The organism is Rhizobium sp. AQ_MP (assembly GCF_014237835.1).
GTDB lineage: Bacteria > Pseudomonadota > Alphaproteobacteria > Rhizobiales > Rhizobiaceae > Allorhizobium.
In genome coordinates, this window is record NZ_JACJVI010000004.1 from 213221 (window position 1) to 230153 (window position 16933).

The following is a 16933-nucleotide window of genomic DNA, read 5'->3' on the forward strand; positions in this document are numbered from 1 at the left end:
TAAGCAGCTGAGATGAGGAATGTACCATGCCTCAAGGGAGAGACCTACCACCCTCCCCCGCCACCGCCGCCACCGCCGCCGCCCGACGAGCCGCCGGAGAAGCCTGAGGAGGATGAGGAGCTGGAGGGCGGTGGGGTTGGGATGGTGGAGGCAATGGTCGAGGCCATGGAGGAGGAGAAGCCGCCGATGCGACCGCCGAAGCCGCCGGGATTGCTGCCGTGATACCAGCCGGGGCTATAGTTGTCGGCAGCGGCACCGGCTGCGGCGGTGGCAAGCCAGGTCTGGAAGGTCTCGGACCACGGCTTTTCGACGCCCAGCGCCACAGCATAGGGCAGAAGCTTTTCGAAATGGCTGGGAGACATGGTCGGCGCGCCGGCCGTGTTCATGCGGTCTTCTTCCGCAAGCGTCAGATAGGTGCGCAGGCCCTCGATGCCGTCCATCAGCTTGCGGCCGAGCGGGGTCGGCGCGCCCATGATGTAGAAGAAGAGCAGGTTCACCAGGAGGATACCGCCGAAGGCGACGAGGACCGGGAACTGGTGGGTCGCTTCGAGGTCGATCCACATCGAGATCAGCATCAGCGCCAGGGTCGACAGCGCGACGAAGCCGATGAGGGCCAGCGCCAAGACGATCATGATCCTGCTGAACAGCGAGCGGCCGCGCCTGAAGGAATTCACCAGCCCGATGGTGAAGGTACCGAAGAACACCGAGAAGAAAGTCGGCACGAAGATGAGTGCGTAGACGTCTTCGGAGAGATCGCCGAAGATGAAGAGGCAAGCGACGACCGCGATGGACAGGCCGATGCCGAACGAGGTGTAGCCGGCATTGCCCTTGTAATATCTGTTGCGGTGTTCCTTTTCGATGGCTTGGCGGAAACGGTTTCCGACGGACTTGACCCGTTCACCATTGGCCTTGTCGATGACGATTGCCTTGCCGGCCGTGGGGATCTCGGCGATCAGCGCCGCCTCGCCGGATTGCAGCTTGCCTTCCACACGCTTCTCCGTGCGGCGGATCGTGATGCTGCTGTCGAGGTCGTCGAGTTCGACGTAGCCCTTCACCGCCAAATCGAGAGCGGAGGCGGACAGCGCAGTCCAACCGGCACCGGAAAAGCCCTTGTTGTCGATGTAGTTGACCAATGCGGGCGAGATGCCTTCGGGCGCATCCCAGCGCGGGACGATGACCCCCTTGGAGGGATCACGGCCGACGACCACCCAGGAACGGAGGTAGTAGAGGAAGATGACGGCAAGGCCGCCAAAGCCGATGATGGTGTTGAGGTTGTCGCGGATGAACCACCAGGTGGTATCCTCTGAAGAGGGCGCGGCGACCAGCCCCTTGTCGAAGGCGAGTACGATGGTCAGGCCCTCGTTCGGGCCGAGGGGGGCTGTAGTCTGAAATTCCAGACCGTTCGATCCCGGGATTTCACGCGCATTTTGCTCCTGAGAGCCTGATGGACCGGTGTAGAAGGTAGTCTTGGTCGGGAGAGCATTCTCGGGCAGCGTGACCGTCGCACCGGCGCGATCGATCGGGAAGAGCCAGCCATTGCCGGTCACGTTCCAGTAGAGCTCGTCGTGATCGTCGAAATAACGGATCTGGCGGCCGGTGCGGTAGGTGATGGTATAGGTGTATTCACCAGGACGCAGGAAGACGTCTGCAGAGCCGGTATAGATCCGGATGCCGCCTGTGACGTTTTCGGTATGATAGTCTTCGGGCTGGCCGTCCCGCTCCACCGAGATCAGGTCGAAATCGACCTTCTGGCGGAACCCGCGCGCATCCTGCGCATAGAGCGGAAAGTCCCGAAAAATGCCGCGCTTGATGTCATTGCCTTCGGCATTGACGGTGATCGTCTCCGTCACCTCGAGCGTTGCGTCGGGAAAGACGGTGATGGCGGCGTGGTAGTCGCGGATGACTTCCTCAGCCTGCGCGCCGCATGCCATCCAGAGAAGGAGAAGGAAGGCGGAGCACAGGCGAAGGAGCATGGTCATTTCGGATCGTTCCTGACGAGCTCGACGCCGAGCGAGGCGAGCGCATCCCAGTAGCCGGGATAGGTCTTGGCCACGCAGCCGGGGTCGAGAATGGTGATGTCGCGGATCTTGAGGCCCGCGAGCGCAAAGCTCATGGCGATGCGGTGATCGGCAAAGGTGTCGATCTCGGCCGGCAGGGACTGGCCGACAAGAGATGGGTCGGAGAAGACGAGCAGGTCGTCGCCCTCTTCTTTCGCCAGGCCTTCGCGAATGTTGTTGAGGCCGGTCGAGACGGCGCGGATGCGGTCGCATTCCTTGACGCGCAGGTTCTCGATGCCGACGAAGCGGACCGGGGTCTCGTTGAAGGCGGCGAGCACGGCAATCGTCGGGATGGCATCCTGCATCTGGCTGCCGTCGATCACGGCGGGCATGTTGGGGAACTGCGCGATCACGTCATAGGCCTTGGCATCCGGCTGGGTGAAAGCCTCGGACGGCGTGCCGATATCGATCTGGCCCTTGGTCAGAACTTCAGCACCCCAGAGATAAGTGGCAGCGGAGGCATCGGGCTCGATGTGGAAATCGGTCGCGGTATAGCCCGTCGGCTGGATGACCCAGGACGATGGTGTCGGCTGCTCCACCTTGGCACCGAAGGCGCGCATGGCCGACATTGTCAGGTCGATATAACCACGGGCGCCGATATCGGCACCGGCAAGCTCGATGGTGAACGGCTCAGAACCGCAGGCTGCGGCCATCTGGAGAGCGGAGACATATTGGCTGGAAAGCCCGGCATCGATCACGACATGGTTCTTCTCGAAACGGCCGGTGGCATCGATCGTGACAGGCGGGCAGCCGGTGGGGCTTTCGATGGTGACACCGAGCGACTTCAGAGCTTCGACCAGCGGCTTGATCGGGCGCTTGCGCATATGCTCGTCGCCATCGACGACATAGCGGCCATGGCCAAGCGCCAGCGCAGCAGTGAGGAAGCGGGTCGCGGTGCCGGCATTGCCGAGGAAGAGCGGGGCTAACGGGGCCTTGAGCTGACCGGAGCTGGTGACGACGAAGGTGGTGGCATCCGGCTCCTCGACGCTCACGCCCATCTGGCGCAGCGCTTCGGCCATGTAACGGGTGTCGTCGCTTTTCAGCGCGCCGGTCAGGCGGCTCGTGCCCTTCGCCAGACCTGCCAGGAGAAGCGCGCGGTTGGTGATGGATTTCGAACCCGGAGGGCTCACCTTGCCGGTCAGGGCATGGGCGGGCGGAAGGATGGTCACACTGTCAGTCGTCATGGATCCCAGTCTCAATGCATCGTCCGGAGAAGGACGTCAGAACTTGACCGTCGGTACCGCACGGTCGGCCTCGTTGGCAATCTCGAAATAGGGTTTCTTCGAGAAGCCGAACTGGCCGGCGACGAAGTTGTTGGGGAAGCTCTCGACCTTGACGTTCAGATCGCGGGCCGCACCGTTGTAGTAACGGCGCGACATCTGGATCTCGCCCTCGACGGTTTCGAGCGACTTCTGCAGCTCGAGGAAGTTTTCGTTGGCCTTCAGGTCCGGATAGGCTTCGGCAAGCGCGATGATCTTGCCGAGCGCTGCGCCGAGAAGCCCCTCGGCTGCCGCACGGCCGGCGACATCCCCTGCGGGGACCGCCTGCGCCTTGTTGCGCAGTTCCACGACGCTTTCCAGCGTATCCTTTTCGTGGCCGGCATACCCCTTCACGGTCTCGATCAGGTTCGGGATCAGATCAGCACGGCGCTTCAGCTGCACATCAATGCCGGACCAGGCTTCCTCGGCCATCTGCCGGGCCTTCACGAGGCCGTTGTAGATGAAGACGAGATAGAGGCCGATGGCGGCAAGGATGGCAAGGGTCGTGAACATGATGCGGAAGGCTCCCAGCTGAATGCACGGCACGTTAGCCGGTCGTCACGGGAAAGTCATGACCGAAGTTCCAGAGCGCAACTGCCGGGGCGATCGGTCAAATTGATGGCAATCGCGCACCGATCCATTAATCCGGCATCACTAATATGGCAGCTCAAGAGGTGTTTTGCGGCGGGGCAATCGCATGCAAGTAACGACCTGGACCAATCAGCCCATCTGGGCCCTTCAGGCAAGCCGCGAAATTCTGAAAGCGGCCATTCTCGATCGCCGGCTTGGCGAGACACTGAAGGAGATCCTGTCCATCATTACTGCGCTACCGCAACTCGAACTGTCCGAGATGGCGGCCATCTACATCCGGGACGCGGTACAGGACCGTCAGCGATTGCTGCATCACAACACTGCCGACCAGCTGGACCTGCCGATCGACCTGCCTCCCGGTGCGCGCATGCCGGAATGTATTGCCGACCGGGACGATCTCATCCCCTACTGGATCCCGATCAGCATGCCCGGCGATCCCGATTTCGGCATCGGCGTGTTCTTCAGCCGCAGTGAAAAACCGATTTCATTGGAAGGTCTCTCTGCCCTGCGACTGCTGGTGCAGGAGATCGGGCCGGTGATACAGCAGCGCAATGGCTGCACGTCATCCCTTCTGGACCTGGTCGAACTCTCAACCGACGAGATCTATATCTTCGAGCATCAGCGCTTCACGATCAGTCGGACAAACGCGACGGCGAGTGTCCGCACCGGCTATAGCCCTGAAGCGCTTGCGGGCATGACGCCCGCCTCCTTGAAGGTCGGCATCTCCGAGCTCGATTATCGCGCCAAGCTCATGCCACTCGTCGCGGGCGGAGCGCAAAGCGTGACATTCGACGCAATCCAGCGGCGGCGGAACGGGACGGTCTATCCGGTGAAGGTGCATGTGTGGCGCATCCGGGGTCCCTCTTCCGACCTTTTTGCGGAAGTCGCGATCGCCAAAGCCGACCAGCGCAAAGCCTTCGGCTTGCTGGAACAGGTGTTCGATGCGATCCCGGGTGGCATCGGCGTTTTCGACAATCGCTCACGCCTCTTGATGGCCAACCGGCGGCTCTACGATCTGATGAACATACCGCCGGAGCTTTTTCCGCCGGGTTCCACATTCGAGGATATCCTGCGCTACAACGCCAGTCGTGGCGAATGGGGTGATGGTGATCCTGAAGCCATGGTGCGCGAGCGGGTGGAACAGGCTGCGCTCGGCCTGCCCTACAGCTTCGAGCGCGAACGCAAGAGCGGCAAGGTTCTGGCGGTGCGCTCGGAGCCGCTTTCGAATGGCGGCTATGTGCTGAGCTATACGGACATCACGCTGCGCAAACGTGCGGAGAAAGAACTGATCCGCAACCGCGACGAACTGGAGAAGACCGTACGCCACCGTACGGCTGAAATTGCCGCCCAGGCGGCGGCACTTGAGGAAGCCCTTCAGCAGGAAAAGAACATCAATGCGATGCAGCGACAGTTCGTGGCGATGACCAGCCACGAATTTCGCACCCCACTCGCCATCATCGATGGGGCCGCCCAACGCATCCAACGCAAGAAGGGCGAGATGGAAGCCGCCTTTCTGGCCGAGAAGACGCAGCAGGTTCGCTCGGCCGTCGCCCGCATGGTTGAGCTGATGGAAAGCTTCCTGTCCGCAGGGCGCATCGACACCGGCAAGATCGAGCTCTCGCTGGTGGACTGCTCGCTGCACAAGCTCATCGAGCAGGCCATCAAGCGGCAGAAGCTGTCCTCCCAGCATCACCGCTTCGACGCCGACTATCAGACACTGCCACCCGTGATCCGGTGCGATGCGCTGGCGATCTCGCAAGTGCTGACCAATCTTCTGTCCAACGCCGTCAAATACGCGCCCCGTGCGCCCGACATCACCATCAGGGGCTGGGAAGAGGACGGCTTCGTCTTCCTCTCCGTCAAGGACGAGGGCGTGGGCATCGATGCGGAGGACGTGCCGAAACTCTTCCAGCCCTACTTCCGTGCCCGCACCTCGACCGGCATCGCCGGGACAGGCATCGGCCTGTCGCTCGTCAAGCAGATCGTCACTCTGCACGACGGCGACATCTTCGTCGAAAGCGAACGCGGCAAGGGAACCTGCTTCACCCTCGTCCTGCCGGTCCAGGGGCCGGCGGCGAAGGATACTGCCGAAACGGCGCCGGAGGTGAGCGCTGCCTGACCCCTGGGAGCCTGAAAGGAAGATGACATGATCACCGTGCTTTGCGTCGAAGACGAAAGAGACGTCCGTGAACTGATCGTCGAGGAGTTGGAGGAGGCCGGCATTCGCGTGCTGCAGGCGGAAAACGGCAAAGAGGGGCTCGACAAGATCCTGACCCAACGCCCGGATATCGTTATCTCCGACATCACTATGCCGGAAATGGACGGGATCTCGATGCTTGGAGAATTGCAGATCAACCACCCGCAATTCTCCAACATGCCCTTCCTGTTCCTGACCGCGCTCGCCGACCGGGAAAAGATGATCGAGGGCCTAGGCGCCGGCGCAGAGAGCTATCTCACCAAACCGATCGACTTCGACGTGCTGATGGCGAAGATCCACGGACTGGTGGTCCGGATCGAAAACCGGGTGGCGGCGGGGCTGGAGTTTTAGGGAAGCTCTTCAGGCTTGTCCGGCGCGGGGTAGACTTAAGATATGCAAGCCGTGAACCACTTCTCCGGCTCGATCGAATCTGGGCTTGATTACATCGAGGAACTGCTGATCACCATGCTCATAGGCACGCCATAGGGGGTAAGCCACCATGTCCGCATACTGGACGAGGCGGGTCGCCTTGGAGTTGACGAAGAATGGCACGTCGACGAGGTTGCGTAGCTTACCCCAGCGATGGCCGTGCCGGCGAAAATTGATGGCCAGTTCCTGCAAGCGTGTTTCTTTGGTCGATTCATCCATGATGATGATACCGCGCTGGGTATTGCTGCGCCTATGCATGCGTGCCAGAAACTGGTCAAAGCGGCTGCAAAGATGCTCGAAACAATAGTCCATCACATCCTCATCCGGCATGGCCGCTTTCTCGACAACGATGCCGAAAAGTGCCCACTCTCTCTTCAACTGTTCAGTGGTTTTCAACGCCTCGCAAAGACATTCGCGGCGCACTTCCCTGCTCCCCAGACGACGCCAGCGGTTGCGGCCCGACTGCATTTCATTGGCATGAAACTCCAGCCTGTGCGGCTCCTCCGCTACGATGTTTCGCGCCAACTCATCTAGCAAAAGATCAAGGTGATAAACCTGCCGCTCGAACACGGCTATGCCCGCCAGAACGAAGTGCCTCTCGTTCTTGTTCGGTATCGAACCCGCATCATCGACATAGAGCAGATACATGAAGGCGGCCGAGTGAAACCAGAGTTTCAGTTAACTGCAAAGGCAGCTCTCTCGACCGCGCTCTACATATAGTAGAAATTCGCACGAAAGTCAATTTCACGCAATGCGTGCAGATTTAAGCCGCCCGACCGAAATTCGCCCCACCGGCATCCGTCAGCAGAAATGCCTCGCCGCAGCTCTTCGCCAGCGCGCGGACGCGGCCGATATAGGCCTGGCGTTCGGTCACGGAAATCACGCCGCGGGCGTCGAGCAGGTTGAAGATGTGGGAGGCCTTAATGCACTGGTCATAGGCCGGGAAGACGCATTTGTGCAGGCGCTGGTTTTCCGAGTCGGAAGGCGCGCCGGCGGCGAGCAGCGCCTGGCATTCCTTTTCGGCATCGATGAAATGGCGATGCAGCATCTCGGTATTGGCAAATTCGAAGTTATGACGGGAATACTCCTGCTCTGCCTGCAGGAAGACGTCGCCGTAAGAGATCTTCTCTTCGCCTTCGCGGCCGTTGAAGTTGAGATCATAGACGTTGTCGACGCCCTGGACATACATGGCCAGGCGCTCGAGACCGTAGGTCAGTTCGCCCGAGACCGGCGAGCAGTCGATGCCGCAGACGGCCTGAAAGTAAGTGAACTGCGAAACTTCCATGCCGTCGCACCAGCATTCCCAGCCGAGACCCCAGGCACCGAGCGTGGGGCTTTCCCAGTCGTCCTCGACAAAGCGGATGTCATGCAGCAGAGGATCGAGGCCGATCGCCTTCAGTGAGCCGAGATAGAGCTCCTGCAGGTTGGACGGGTTCGGCTTCAGGATGACCTGATACTGGTAATAATGCTGCAGGCGGTTCGGGTTTTCGCCGTAGCGGCCGTCGGAGGGGCGGCGCGAGGGCTGAACGTAAGCGGCACGCCAGGGCTTGGGGCCGAGTGCGCGCAGCGTCGTTGCCGGATGAAAGGTGCCGGCCCCGACTTCCATGTCGTAGGGCTGGAGCACCGCGCAACCCTTGTCCGCCCAATAGGCATGCAGCGTCAGGATCAGCGCCTGAAAGGAGCGCTTGGGGTCCATGTGCGGGGCAAGGGGCGTGTTCATCAGGCTATCCATCGGGTTGGCTCAAGTTGCGGCCCGTCTGGTGCCATGAGCGGGCGGAAGGGTCAAGCGTTTCGGCCTTCAGAGCCGCCAGCCGCGTTGTCTCGGCCGATTGGACGTCAGCCGTCGAGTTCGTCTGCCCGCTGAAGCTTGCCGACGAGCGAGAAGGAAACGCCGGAAGGCTCAAAGCGGATTGCGGCCTGTCCCTGGAAGAGGTCGGAGACGACGCGTTCGGTGAGGCGCGAGCCGAAGCCGCGGCGCGTCGGCTCGGTCACCGGCGGACCGCCGCTTTCCTGCCAGTCGAAGGTAAAGCTGTTATCCTCGCCCTTGTGCCAGCGAATGCTGATGCGGCCCTCGGGACGCGAGAGCGCGCCATATTTGGTGGCATTGGTGGCAAGCTCGTGGATCGCGAGCGACAGGCCAAGCGCCTGCTGGGCGGAGAGATAGGCTTGCGGCCCAAAGATCGAGATGCGCTCGTCGCCATCGACATGCGGAGCCACGGCCGTACGGGCGATGGCGCTGATTTCGGCGGCGGTGACGCTCATGCCGGTCAGCACGTCCTGGGCCTTTGCCAACGTCTGGATGCGCCCGCCTATGGTGGTGGCCGCGTCCGTGATGGAGGTTGCGCCGCGCAGGCTCTGGCTGACGATGGACTGGACCATGGCCAGGGTGTTTTTCATCCGGTGCGCAAGCTCACGATTGAGGAGCTTCAATTCCTCCTCGTGCCGCTGGCGCTCGTGCAGATGCTTCTGCGCCTCGACATAGGCTTCCTGCAGCGCCTGTCGGTCAACCACGGCGTGGGTGGTTTCGGTCACGACGTTGAGCAGACCTGCGATAAGGCCTTGATCGTCGTAGAGCGGGCTGTAGGAGAATGTCCAGAAGCTGTCCTGCATAACGCCGTCACGGCGGATCTGCAGTGGCAGGTTTTCCATCCAGGTGCCCTCGCCCGACTGCGCACGACGCACGAAGGGCTCAATGCCTTCCCAGACGTCGGCCCAATAGTCACGGAAGGGCTGACCCAGGGCGCTGGTTTCCCGGCCTGCCAGCATCGGCAGATAGGCATCGTTATGAAACTGCAGAAGCTCGTCGCCCCACCAAAAACACATGGGCTGGCGGGTCATGAGCACGAGGCGAAGCGTCGTCATCAAAGACATGGGCCATGTGTCGATCGGACCAAGCGACGTCGCTCCCCAATCAAAGGCTCGGATCTCCTCCACCATCTGGCCCGTGATGCCGTCAAGCTGCGTCGTGTCGCTCATGGGTCTCCAACTTCAGCAGCCTGCGCAAATCAAAATTGACGATAGTGCAATGGCTTAGGTTATCTTTTCCGCCGGCACAACCGAAACATGCCGCACAACCGGCCGAGGCCGAGCGAAGCCGATCAGTCGTCGTCTTCGCGGCGTGGGCGGTATTCTCCGGTTTCGGGATCCTGGATCAGCGTGCCAATCGCCTGGTTCTGCCGCTCCTTTTCTTCGGCGCGGGATTTTGCCGCGAGCTTTTCGGCATCGGATATGAAGCGGCGATAGAGCAGCCAGGCGCCACCGACCAGGATCGTCAAGAATATTAGCTGCGCCATGTCCCCTCGCCCGCCAGTCCCTCTCCATCGCTGCGGTCAGAGACCGTAGCGGCCCCATAGTGCCTTTTCCTCAAGCGTCTCGGCAAGACCGGCGACTGCCTGAGCAGCGATCTGGTCGGTCGAGCCGAAGGCACCGATGCCAGGCAAGCGACGACCGAAGAGACCCTTCTGCGCACCGACGAGCTCGAGGCGGGCATCCCTGCCGTAGCGGGTCTTGATCTCCTCGCGCAGGCCACCGAGGCGGTCGACGAGGCCGAGTTCGAGGCCCTTTCGGCCAGTCCAGAAGAGACCAGAAAACAGGGTCGGATCGTCGGCAAGCTGCGCGCCACGGCGGGCCTTGACCATGTCGATGAAGATCTCGTGGATCTCCGCCTGCAGGGTCTTGAGATATTCGATATCGCTTTCCTTTTCCGGCTGGAAGGGGTCGAGGATCACCTTGTTCTCGCCAGAGGTATAGACGCGGCGCTCGACGCCGATCTTCTTCAGGAGTTCCGGAAAACCGAAGCCGCCAGAGACTACGCCGATCGAGCCGACGATGGAGGTTGCGTCCGCGATGATCTCGTCACCGGCAATGGCGATCATGTAGCCGCCGGAGGCCGCGACGTCCTCGACGAAGACCAGAACACGCTTGTTCTTTTCTTCGGCCAGCGCGCGGATGCGGTCGTAGATCATGCGCGACTGGACGGGCGAGCCGCCCGGCGAATTGATCGACAGCGCCACCGCCGGGCTGTCCTTCATGGCGAAGGCCTTTTCCAGCTGGCCGGCGACCGAGGCGAGGTTCAATGCAGGGCGAAAGCGCGAACCGCCGCTCATGATCGGCCCATGCAGCCTGACGACCGGAATGACGATACCCTTCTTCTGGAAGCGCTTGGGAACCAGTCGTTTCAGAAAGCCTGCCATGGTCGCGTTTCAACTCCTCACGATCTCAATCTGATGGGAGATGTAAGAAGCGAGGCCGCAAACACAATGGTCGCCCCGGAAAATCAGTGTTTTCAACGCAGGCGCGGATATCCGGCCCGGCCATTGTTCAGATCATCGACAAAGGGCGCGAAGGCGTGGCTGTCGGGATTGTCGTGCATGAGAAGCGGCGCGCGCAACTGAAGCCTTGCCCGCGAACCCTTGATGGCGGTGACCAGGATGCGGGTCGCATTTTCGCCCGGTCGCGGATGGATAGCCGTGATCTCCAGTCCGCCGAAGCGCTTGCCGCAGGCGGCGATGATTTCGGCAATCGATTGGGGCCTTGCGATCAGCGACAGCTGTCCGCCGGGGATCATGATGGCACCCGCCGTCCGGATCCAGCTTTCAAACAGGTTTTCCGTCATCGCATGGGCTTCCGCCTTCAGCGCATCGGGTGTCTTGCGGTCGCCCGGGTCGTTGAAGGGAGGGTTCATGATGACGTGGTGAAAGCTGTCGTCGGCGAGGCCGGCAGCGACACGGGCCTTGCCGGTCAAAGTGACATCGGCCTGGATAACCTCGGCACGAGATGCGACATCGGCATTTTCCGTCAGTGCGAGGCTTTTGCGGGCGAAGCCGGCCATGTCAGGCGAGCGCTCGACAAGAACGACGGAAGCATGGGGAAGCCGGGTTGCGACGGCCAGACCGGCGGCTCCGGCTCCCGCACCGAGATCGGCAACGCGGATGGCGCGATCATCCACGATCAGACAGGCGAGCAGCATGGCGTCCATGCCGGCGCGATGGCCGCGACCGACGGGCTGCACGAGATGGAAACGACCGCGATGGAAGGCATCGACCGTTTCGGCCTGAGGCTTGTCGAGGCTGGGCTCTACGCTTGCCGCCATCGCGCCCTCACGCTTCGCGGTCGCGCAGTTCTGCCCCAAGGCCGGCATCGGTCAGGATGCGGCGGGCCTGATCCACGCAGTCGGAATCGACAAGAAGGCGTCGCTGCAACATGCCGAGCGAACCCTCCAGAATGCTCATCGACTGGTCTGCGATCATCGAAGCGATCCCGGCATCCCGCATCAGGCTTTCGGCAAAGGAGAGCAAGACGACGTCGTTGCTGCGAATGATCTCATGCATCGATTTCAGAACTCACTGTTAACGGCAAAACCGTGTTCAAGCCGGCAGGCGAGGCAATTCGCCCCTTGCCGTGGCCTTCCGGGCTTTTTATTGTCGGCCACCAAACTGAACAGGAGTCCGGTGCGTTGGGCGTAGTCATACCGCTTGAGGAAAGCAAAAACAAACAGGCATCCGTCAAGCCTCTGGTGGACCTGACCAAAAGCGGCATGGAGCGCGTCAACCAGCTGATCCTGTCGAAGGCAGGCTCGGATGTGCAGATGATCCCTGAGGTGGCCAACCACCTGATCTCGTCCGGCGGCAAGCGGCTGCGCCCGATGCTGACGCTGGCGACCGCGTCTATGTTCGGCTACGAAGGCGACCATCACATCAAGCTCGCGACATCCGTTGAGTTCATGCACACGGCAACGCTGCTGCATGACGATGTGGTCGATGAAAGCGATCTGCGCCGTGGCAAGTCCACCGCCCGCACCATCTGGGGCAACCAGGCCAGCGTTCTCGTGGGCGACTTCCTGCTTGGCCAGGCTTTCCGGATGATGGTCGAGGTCGGCTCGCTCGAGGCGCTCGACGTGCTCTCGACGGCGGCCTGCGTGATTGCCGAAGGTGAGGTGCTGCAGCTTTCCGTCGCCAAGAACATGGAGACGACGGAAGACGATTATCTGGCGGTGATCCGCGCCAAGACCGCGGCCCTGTTTGCTGCCGCCGCCGAAGTGGGTCCCATCGTTGCCGGCACGGACAAGGCTACCCGCAGCGCGATGAAATCCTACGGCATGAATCTTGGCCTCGCCTTCCAGCTGGTCGACGACGTGCTCGATTACGGCGGCAAGGCCGCAGAAACCGGCAAGAATGTCGGTGACGATTTCCGGGAAGGCAAGATCACGCTTCCAGTCATTCTCTCCTATCGCCGCGGCACGGCGGCAGAGCGGGAGTTCTGGAAGGAGGCGATCGAAGGTGGGCAGAACGACGATGCGCGGCTCGAGAAGGCGCTCGGCCTGATCGCCAAGTATGGCGCGCTCAACGACACCATTCAGCGCGCGCAGCATTACGGCACCATCGCACGCGATGCGCTGGCCCCGCTGCCCGAGACGCCATGGAAGAGCGCCCTCAACGACGTGATCGATTTCTGCATCTCGCGCGTGAATTGACGCAGACGCTGCGAGCTGCTTGCGAGGCTGCTTCAAAAAAGCCATTCTGTCGGTGAATCATCGTACGATCGTCCGCGCGCGGGCAACCGGCGCTCGTTCTCGGATCTGGAAAGGCTCGTTCATGCGGCAAAGCTTTGCCCTTCGCACTCTCGCTGGCACCGCGCTCGTGCTTCTTATGAGCCTCTCGCTGGCGCCACTGGCCAATGCGGCCGGCAGCGACAAACCCGCAGAGGCCGAGAGTTTCGATATCGAAGCCGTCGATTCCTTCGCCGGCGCCTTTCTTGCCGCACGGACGGCTGAGGCCGACCGCGATTATCCGAGTGCGGTGAAGTTCTACAAGAAGGCTCTGGAATTCACGCCCAACGAGCTGGAGCTGCAGCAGCGACTGATGATCGCGCTGATCATGAACGGCGAGTTCGATGAAGGTGCCGATCTCGCAAAGGTGCTTGAAAACGATCCGGCCGTCGAGCGCGTGACATCCGTTGCGCTTGGCTTCCGCGCAATCCGGGACGGCAACTACAGCGAAGCCTTGAAGCATTTCAAGTATCAGGGTCCGAATGATCTTGATCGCCTGATGAACCAGTTGCTGATCGCCTGGACCAAGGTTGGCGAGGACAAGGGCAAGGAAGCCCTGAAGCTGGTGCAGGAAATCAAAGGCCCGAGCTGGTACGGCATTTTCCGGAACTACAATGCCGGCGTGATGGCAGCCATGATCGGAGACGTGGACGCAGCCCGAAAAGCCCTGACCGAGACGGTGACGGATCGCAACGGCGGCGCTACGGCGCCGGATACGTTTGCGCGCGCCGTCATTGCGCTTGCGACGCTTGAGGCGCAGGCCGGCAACAAGCAGAAGGCTCTCGACGCTCTGGCGGCCGGGGACGAGCTCATTACCAATTACGCGCCGTTCAAGGCGTTGCGGGACGAAATCGAAGCGGGCGGCAAGCCGAAGCCGGTGGTTGCCTCGGCGGCTCAAGGCGCGGCCGGCGTGCTGTTCTCGATTGGCGGCGCGCTCAATCGCGAGGGTGCCGAAGACACCGTCATGCTTTATCTCCAGCTTTCCCATGCGCTGGACAAGGAAGCGGCCGATACGCTGATCTTGCTGGGCGGCATTGCGGAGAATGCGAAGCAACCGGAAAAGGCGATCGCCTTTTACCGGCAGGTTCCCGAGACTTCGCCGATGCGCCGCATTTCCGAGCTGCAGCTTGGCCTGACGCTGGCCGAGACCGGCAAGGTCGCCGAGGCCCGGGAACATCTGCAGGCGCTCATCGCATCGGATCCACAGGACATCAGAAGCTATCTTGCCTATGGTAGCGTGCTCTCCGATGCCAAGGACTATGCAGCCATGGCGGAGAATTACGACCGGGCGATCGAGATCATCGGTCCCAACCCATTGCGGAACCATTGGTCTGTGTTCTTCCAGCGTGGCATTGCCTACGAGCGTCTGAAGAAGTGGGAGAAGGCGGAGCCGAACTTCCACAAGGCGCTTGAACTCAATCCCGATCAGCCGCAGGTTCTGAACTATCTGGGCTACTCCTGGGTCGACATGAACCGCAATCTCCAGGAAGGCCTGGAGATGATCAAGAAGGCCGTCGAACTGCGGCCGGATGACGGCTACATCGTCGACTCGCTGGGCTGGGCCTATTATCGCCTCGGCCGCTTCGAGGAAGCGGTGGTCGAATTGGAACGGGCCGTCGAGCTGAGGGCTGGTGACGCGACGATCAACGACCATCTGGGAGATGCCTACTGGCGCGTCGGGCGCAAGCTCGAGGCCAAGTATCAGTGGAAGCGGGCACTGGCCTCCGAACCGGAAGAGGTGCAGATTCCGAAGATCCAGGCAAAGATCGACAAGGGGCTGCCGCCAATCGAGGCTGATGCGGCGAAGGTCGAGACCAAGCCGGCCGCAGAACCCAAGAAAGACGACAAGAAGACCTGATCCGCATGACCCCTGTTGCAGAGCGCCGGCCGGAGCGGATCGTCGAGACGGCTCCGGCCAAGATCAACCTCGCTTTGCATGTCACGGGCCGTCGCGATGACGGTTATCATCTGCTCGACAGCCTCGTGACCTTCGCCGAAGACGGCGACGAACTTACCTTCGAGACGGCTGAGCAAGACGGCTTTATCGTGTCCGGCCGCTTCGGGAGTGGACTTTCAAGCGAAGACAATCTTGTTCTGAGGGCGCGCGATCTGCTGCGGGCAGCACTGGCCGAATACGGCGAGCCCTATGGACCCGTATGCATCACGCTCGACAAGAGCCTGCCGATCGCGTCGGGGATCGGCGGTGGCTCGGCAGATGCGGCAGCGACATTGCGAGGGCTTCTGAAACTCTGGAACGCGAAACTGGCTCCCGGGAGGCTGGAACAGATTGCCGTGAAACTCGGGGCGGATGTGCCTATGTGCCTTGCCTCGACGCCACTTCGGGCGCGCGGGATCGGTGAAGCGATCGAGTTCGCCACCATGCCCTCCTTGCCGCTGGTGCTGGTCAACCCGCTGAAACCTGTTTCGACGCCGGAGATCTTTCGCAACCTGAAGCGTCGCGACAATGAACCGATCGGCGAGATGCTGCAGTCAACCGATGTTGCGACCTGGATGCAGTCGCTCTCAGCATTGCGCAACGACCTGCAGCCACCCGCCGAGACGCTGGTGCCAGAAATTGCCGAAGCCTGTGATCTTCTGCGTCAGAGCCTTGCTGGTTTCGTGCGGATGTCCGGGTCCGGCGCCACCTGTTTCGGGCTTTATCAGACAGAGGCTGCGGCGATGCGCGCCGCTCTTGCGCTTTCGGCCTATCGGCCAAACTGGTATGTGCTGCTGACGCGCACCGTATCTGGAGACAGCCGATGAGCCGTATCGACGAGAGCCGCCCTTTCATACCGGTTGGCATTGCCGTGCTCACCGTCTCGGACACACGCGGCCTGTCCGATGACAAATCCGGCGACACGCTGGTCGCGAGGATCGAAGAGGCCGGCCATCGCCTCGTGGCCCGGGCCATCGTCAAGGACGACAAGGCGGCGATCCGCGAGCAGGTCGAGGCCTGGACAAAAACGCCTGAGATCGACGTGGTGATCACCACCGGCGGCACGGGCTTCACCGGCCGCGACGTCACGCCAGAGGCGCTGGAGCCCCTGTTCGAAAAGCGCATGGACGGCTTTTCAGAAGTCTTCCACCGCATCTCCTACGACAAGATCGGGACATCAACGATCCAGTCGCGGGCAACCGGCGGTGTGGCAAACGCAACATTCATCTTCGTGCTGCCCGGATCACCGGGCGCGTGCAAGGATGCCTGGGACGGTATCATCAAGCTCCAACTCGACTACCGGCACATGCCCTGCAATTTCGTGGAAATCATGCCGAGGCTCGACGAGCATCTAAAGCGCAGCCAAAGCTGATCAGCGGCGTGCTTCGCGGGCGACCCAAGAGGGGATGATCTCGCAGGCAAGCCGACGGGGTTTGTGGCCTCGCGCCAGTTGCAGCAGTTCCCTGCCCTCACCGGCAAGCCCTTGCGCCTGACGTTTGGGAATCAGCAGTCCATTTTCCAGCGGCGGCGTGCTGCGGGTCAGACGCCTGTAGAGGGGAAGCCGGTAAAGCCGCGACTCGGAAAAGCGGGCTGGCGCCTTGTTGAGCGCAACATATTCCGCCACCTCGTCGACCCAACCCTGGCCGAGCCGGGCGCCTGGCTCGATCAGGAGAAGCCATTCGCCGCGTGCCTTCCCCAGCAGATCCTTCATGTCCCATTGCTGATAAAAGCGGCAACCGGCGGCATCGGCCACGAAGGACGAGCCGTCCGTCGAACCATGGTCCAGGATGATCACATCACTCACAAGCCCTTCGACAGCACCGGCAACTAGCACGGACAGCGTCTGTGCAAGCTCGGGTTCCTGGTCGTGGCATTCCATGATCACTGTCAACATTGCCTATATCTACCGCATTGCAC

The 16933-nt window shown here is 61.5% G+C and carries 17 protein-coding genes; 6 read left to right on the top strand and 11 right to left on the bottom strand.

All coding sequences use genetic code 11. The features are described 5' to 3' along the window. Nucleotides 1–44 precede the first annotated feature (44 nt). From H6M51_RS09090 to H6M51_RS09100, 3 genes are read right to left on the bottom strand one after another with little or no spacing between them, the layout of a single operon-like run. Nucleotides 45–1979 carry a DUF2207 domain-containing protein gene (locus H6M51_RS09090; RefSeq protein ID WP_407073568.1) on the bottom strand — a complete coding sequence of 645 codons (1935 nt, stop codon included), beginning with the start codon at nt 1977–1979 and terminating at the stop codon, nt 45–47. After that, complete coding sequence (locus H6M51_RS09095) at nt 1976–3241, bottom strand: 3-phosphoshikimate 1-carboxyvinyltransferase (RefSeq protein ID WP_185809557.1); 1266 nt, start codon at nt 3239–3241, stop codon at nt 1976–1978. The genes H6M51_RS09090 and H6M51_RS09095 overlap by 4 nt, the downstream gene beginning before the upstream one ends. 36 nt (nt 3242–3277) lie before the next feature. Then, the gene (locus H6M51_RS09100) at nt 3278–3829 is read right to left on the bottom strand and encodes a LemA family protein (RefSeq protein ID WP_185809558.1); all 552 of its coding nucleotides are present in this window, start codon (nt 3827–3829) and stop codon (nt 3278–3280) included. A 184-nt stretch (nt 3830–4013) separates the two neighbouring features. Between H6M51_RS09100 and H6M51_RS09105 the strand changes: the two genes are divergently transcribed. Then, entirely contained in the window at nt 4014–6026 is a 2013-nt protein-coding gene (locus H6M51_RS09105; RefSeq protein WP_185809559.1) for a PAS-domain containing protein, read from the top strand. 27 nt (nt 6027–6053) lie between these two features. Then, entirely contained in the window at nt 6054–6455 is a 402-nt protein-coding gene (locus H6M51_RS09110; RefSeq protein WP_162548207.1) for a response regulator, read from the top strand. Nucleotides 6456–6464: 9 nt separating this feature from the next. Here H6M51_RS09110 and H6M51_RS09115 read toward each other — a convergent pair whose 3' ends face one another. From H6M51_RS09115 to H6M51_RS09145, 7 genes are all read right to left on the bottom strand, one after another. Beyond that, nucleotides 6465–7181 (bottom strand): DUF3800 domain-containing protein, encoded by a 717-nt coding sequence (locus H6M51_RS09115; RefSeq protein ID WP_185809560.1) that lies wholly within the window; start codon nt 7179–7181, stop codon nt 6465–6467. A gap of 115 nt (nt 7182–7296) precedes the next feature. Further along, nucleotides 7297–8229, bottom strand: coding sequence for a glycine--tRNA ligase subunit alpha (locus H6M51_RS09120; protein ID WP_162548231.1), 933 nt, complete (start codon nt 8227–8229; stop codon nt 7297–7299). A gap of 140 nt (nt 8230–8369) precedes the next feature. Further along, the gene (locus tag H6M51_RS09125) at nt 8370–9509 is read right to left on the bottom strand and encodes a sensor histidine kinase (protein ID WP_185809561.1); all 1140 of its coding nucleotides are present in this window, start codon (nt 9507–9509) and stop codon (nt 8370–8372) included. 122 nt (nt 9510–9631) lie between these two features. Then, nucleotides 9632–9826 (bottom strand): hypothetical protein, encoded by a 195-nt coding sequence (locus H6M51_RS09130; protein WP_162548204.1) that lies wholly within the window; start codon nt 9824–9826, stop codon nt 9632–9634. A 36-nt stretch (nt 9827–9862) separates the two neighbouring features. Further along, nucleotides 9863–10726 carry a S49 family peptidase gene (locus tag H6M51_RS09135; protein WP_185809562.1) on the bottom strand — a complete coding sequence of 288 codons (864 nt, stop codon included), beginning with the start codon at nt 10724–10726 and terminating at the stop codon, nt 9863–9865. Nucleotides 10727–10818: 92 nt separating this feature from the next. Beyond that, a complete protein-coding gene (locus H6M51_RS09140; protein ID WP_185809563.1) occupies nt 10819–11625 on the bottom strand; it encodes a tRNA1(Val) (adenine(37)-N6)-methyltransferase in 807 nt (268 codons plus the stop codon). A gap of 7 nt (nt 11626–11632) precedes the next feature. Continuing rightward, nucleotides 11633–11863, bottom strand: a complete 231-nt coding sequence (locus H6M51_RS09145) for a DUF2007 domain-containing protein (protein ID WP_054148845.1) — start codon at nt 11861–11863, stop codon at nt 11633–11635. A gap of 125 nt (nt 11864–11988) precedes the next feature. Between H6M51_RS09145 and H6M51_RS09150 the strand changes: the two genes are divergently transcribed. From H6M51_RS09150 to moaB, 4 genes are all read left to right on the top strand, one after another. Continuing rightward, on the top strand, nt 11989–13005 hold the full coding sequence (locus tag H6M51_RS09150) for a polyprenyl synthetase family protein (protein ID WP_185809564.1): 1017 nt from the start codon (nt 11989–11991) through the stop codon (nt 13003–13005). A 121-nt stretch (nt 13006–13126) separates the two neighbouring features. After that, nucleotides 13127–14938, top strand: coding sequence for a tetratricopeptide repeat protein (locus H6M51_RS09155; protein WP_185809565.1), 1812 nt, complete (start codon nt 13127–13129; stop codon nt 14936–14938). 5 nt (nt 14939–14943) lie between these two features. Beyond that, nucleotides 14944–15843 carry a 4-(cytidine 5'-diphospho)-2-C-methyl-D-erythritol kinase gene (locus tag H6M51_RS09160; RefSeq protein ID WP_185809566.1) on the top strand — a complete coding sequence of 300 codons (900 nt, stop codon included), beginning with the start codon at nt 14944–14946 and terminating at the stop codon, nt 15841–15843. Further along, nucleotides 15840–16388 (top strand): molybdenum cofactor biosynthesis protein B, encoded by a 549-nt coding sequence (moaB, locus tag H6M51_RS09165; protein ID WP_162548199.1) that lies wholly within the window; start codon nt 15840–15842, stop codon nt 16386–16388. The genes H6M51_RS09160 and moaB overlap by 4 nt, the downstream gene beginning before the upstream one ends. Here moaB and H6M51_RS09170 read toward each other — a convergent pair whose 3' ends face one another. Next, nucleotides 16389–16910: a glycosyl transferase gene (locus tag H6M51_RS09170; protein WP_185809567.1), complete on the bottom strand. Its 522-nt coding sequence runs from the start codon at nt 16908–16910 to the stop codon at nt 16389–16391. Nucleotides 16911–16933: the final 23 nt, after the last annotated feature.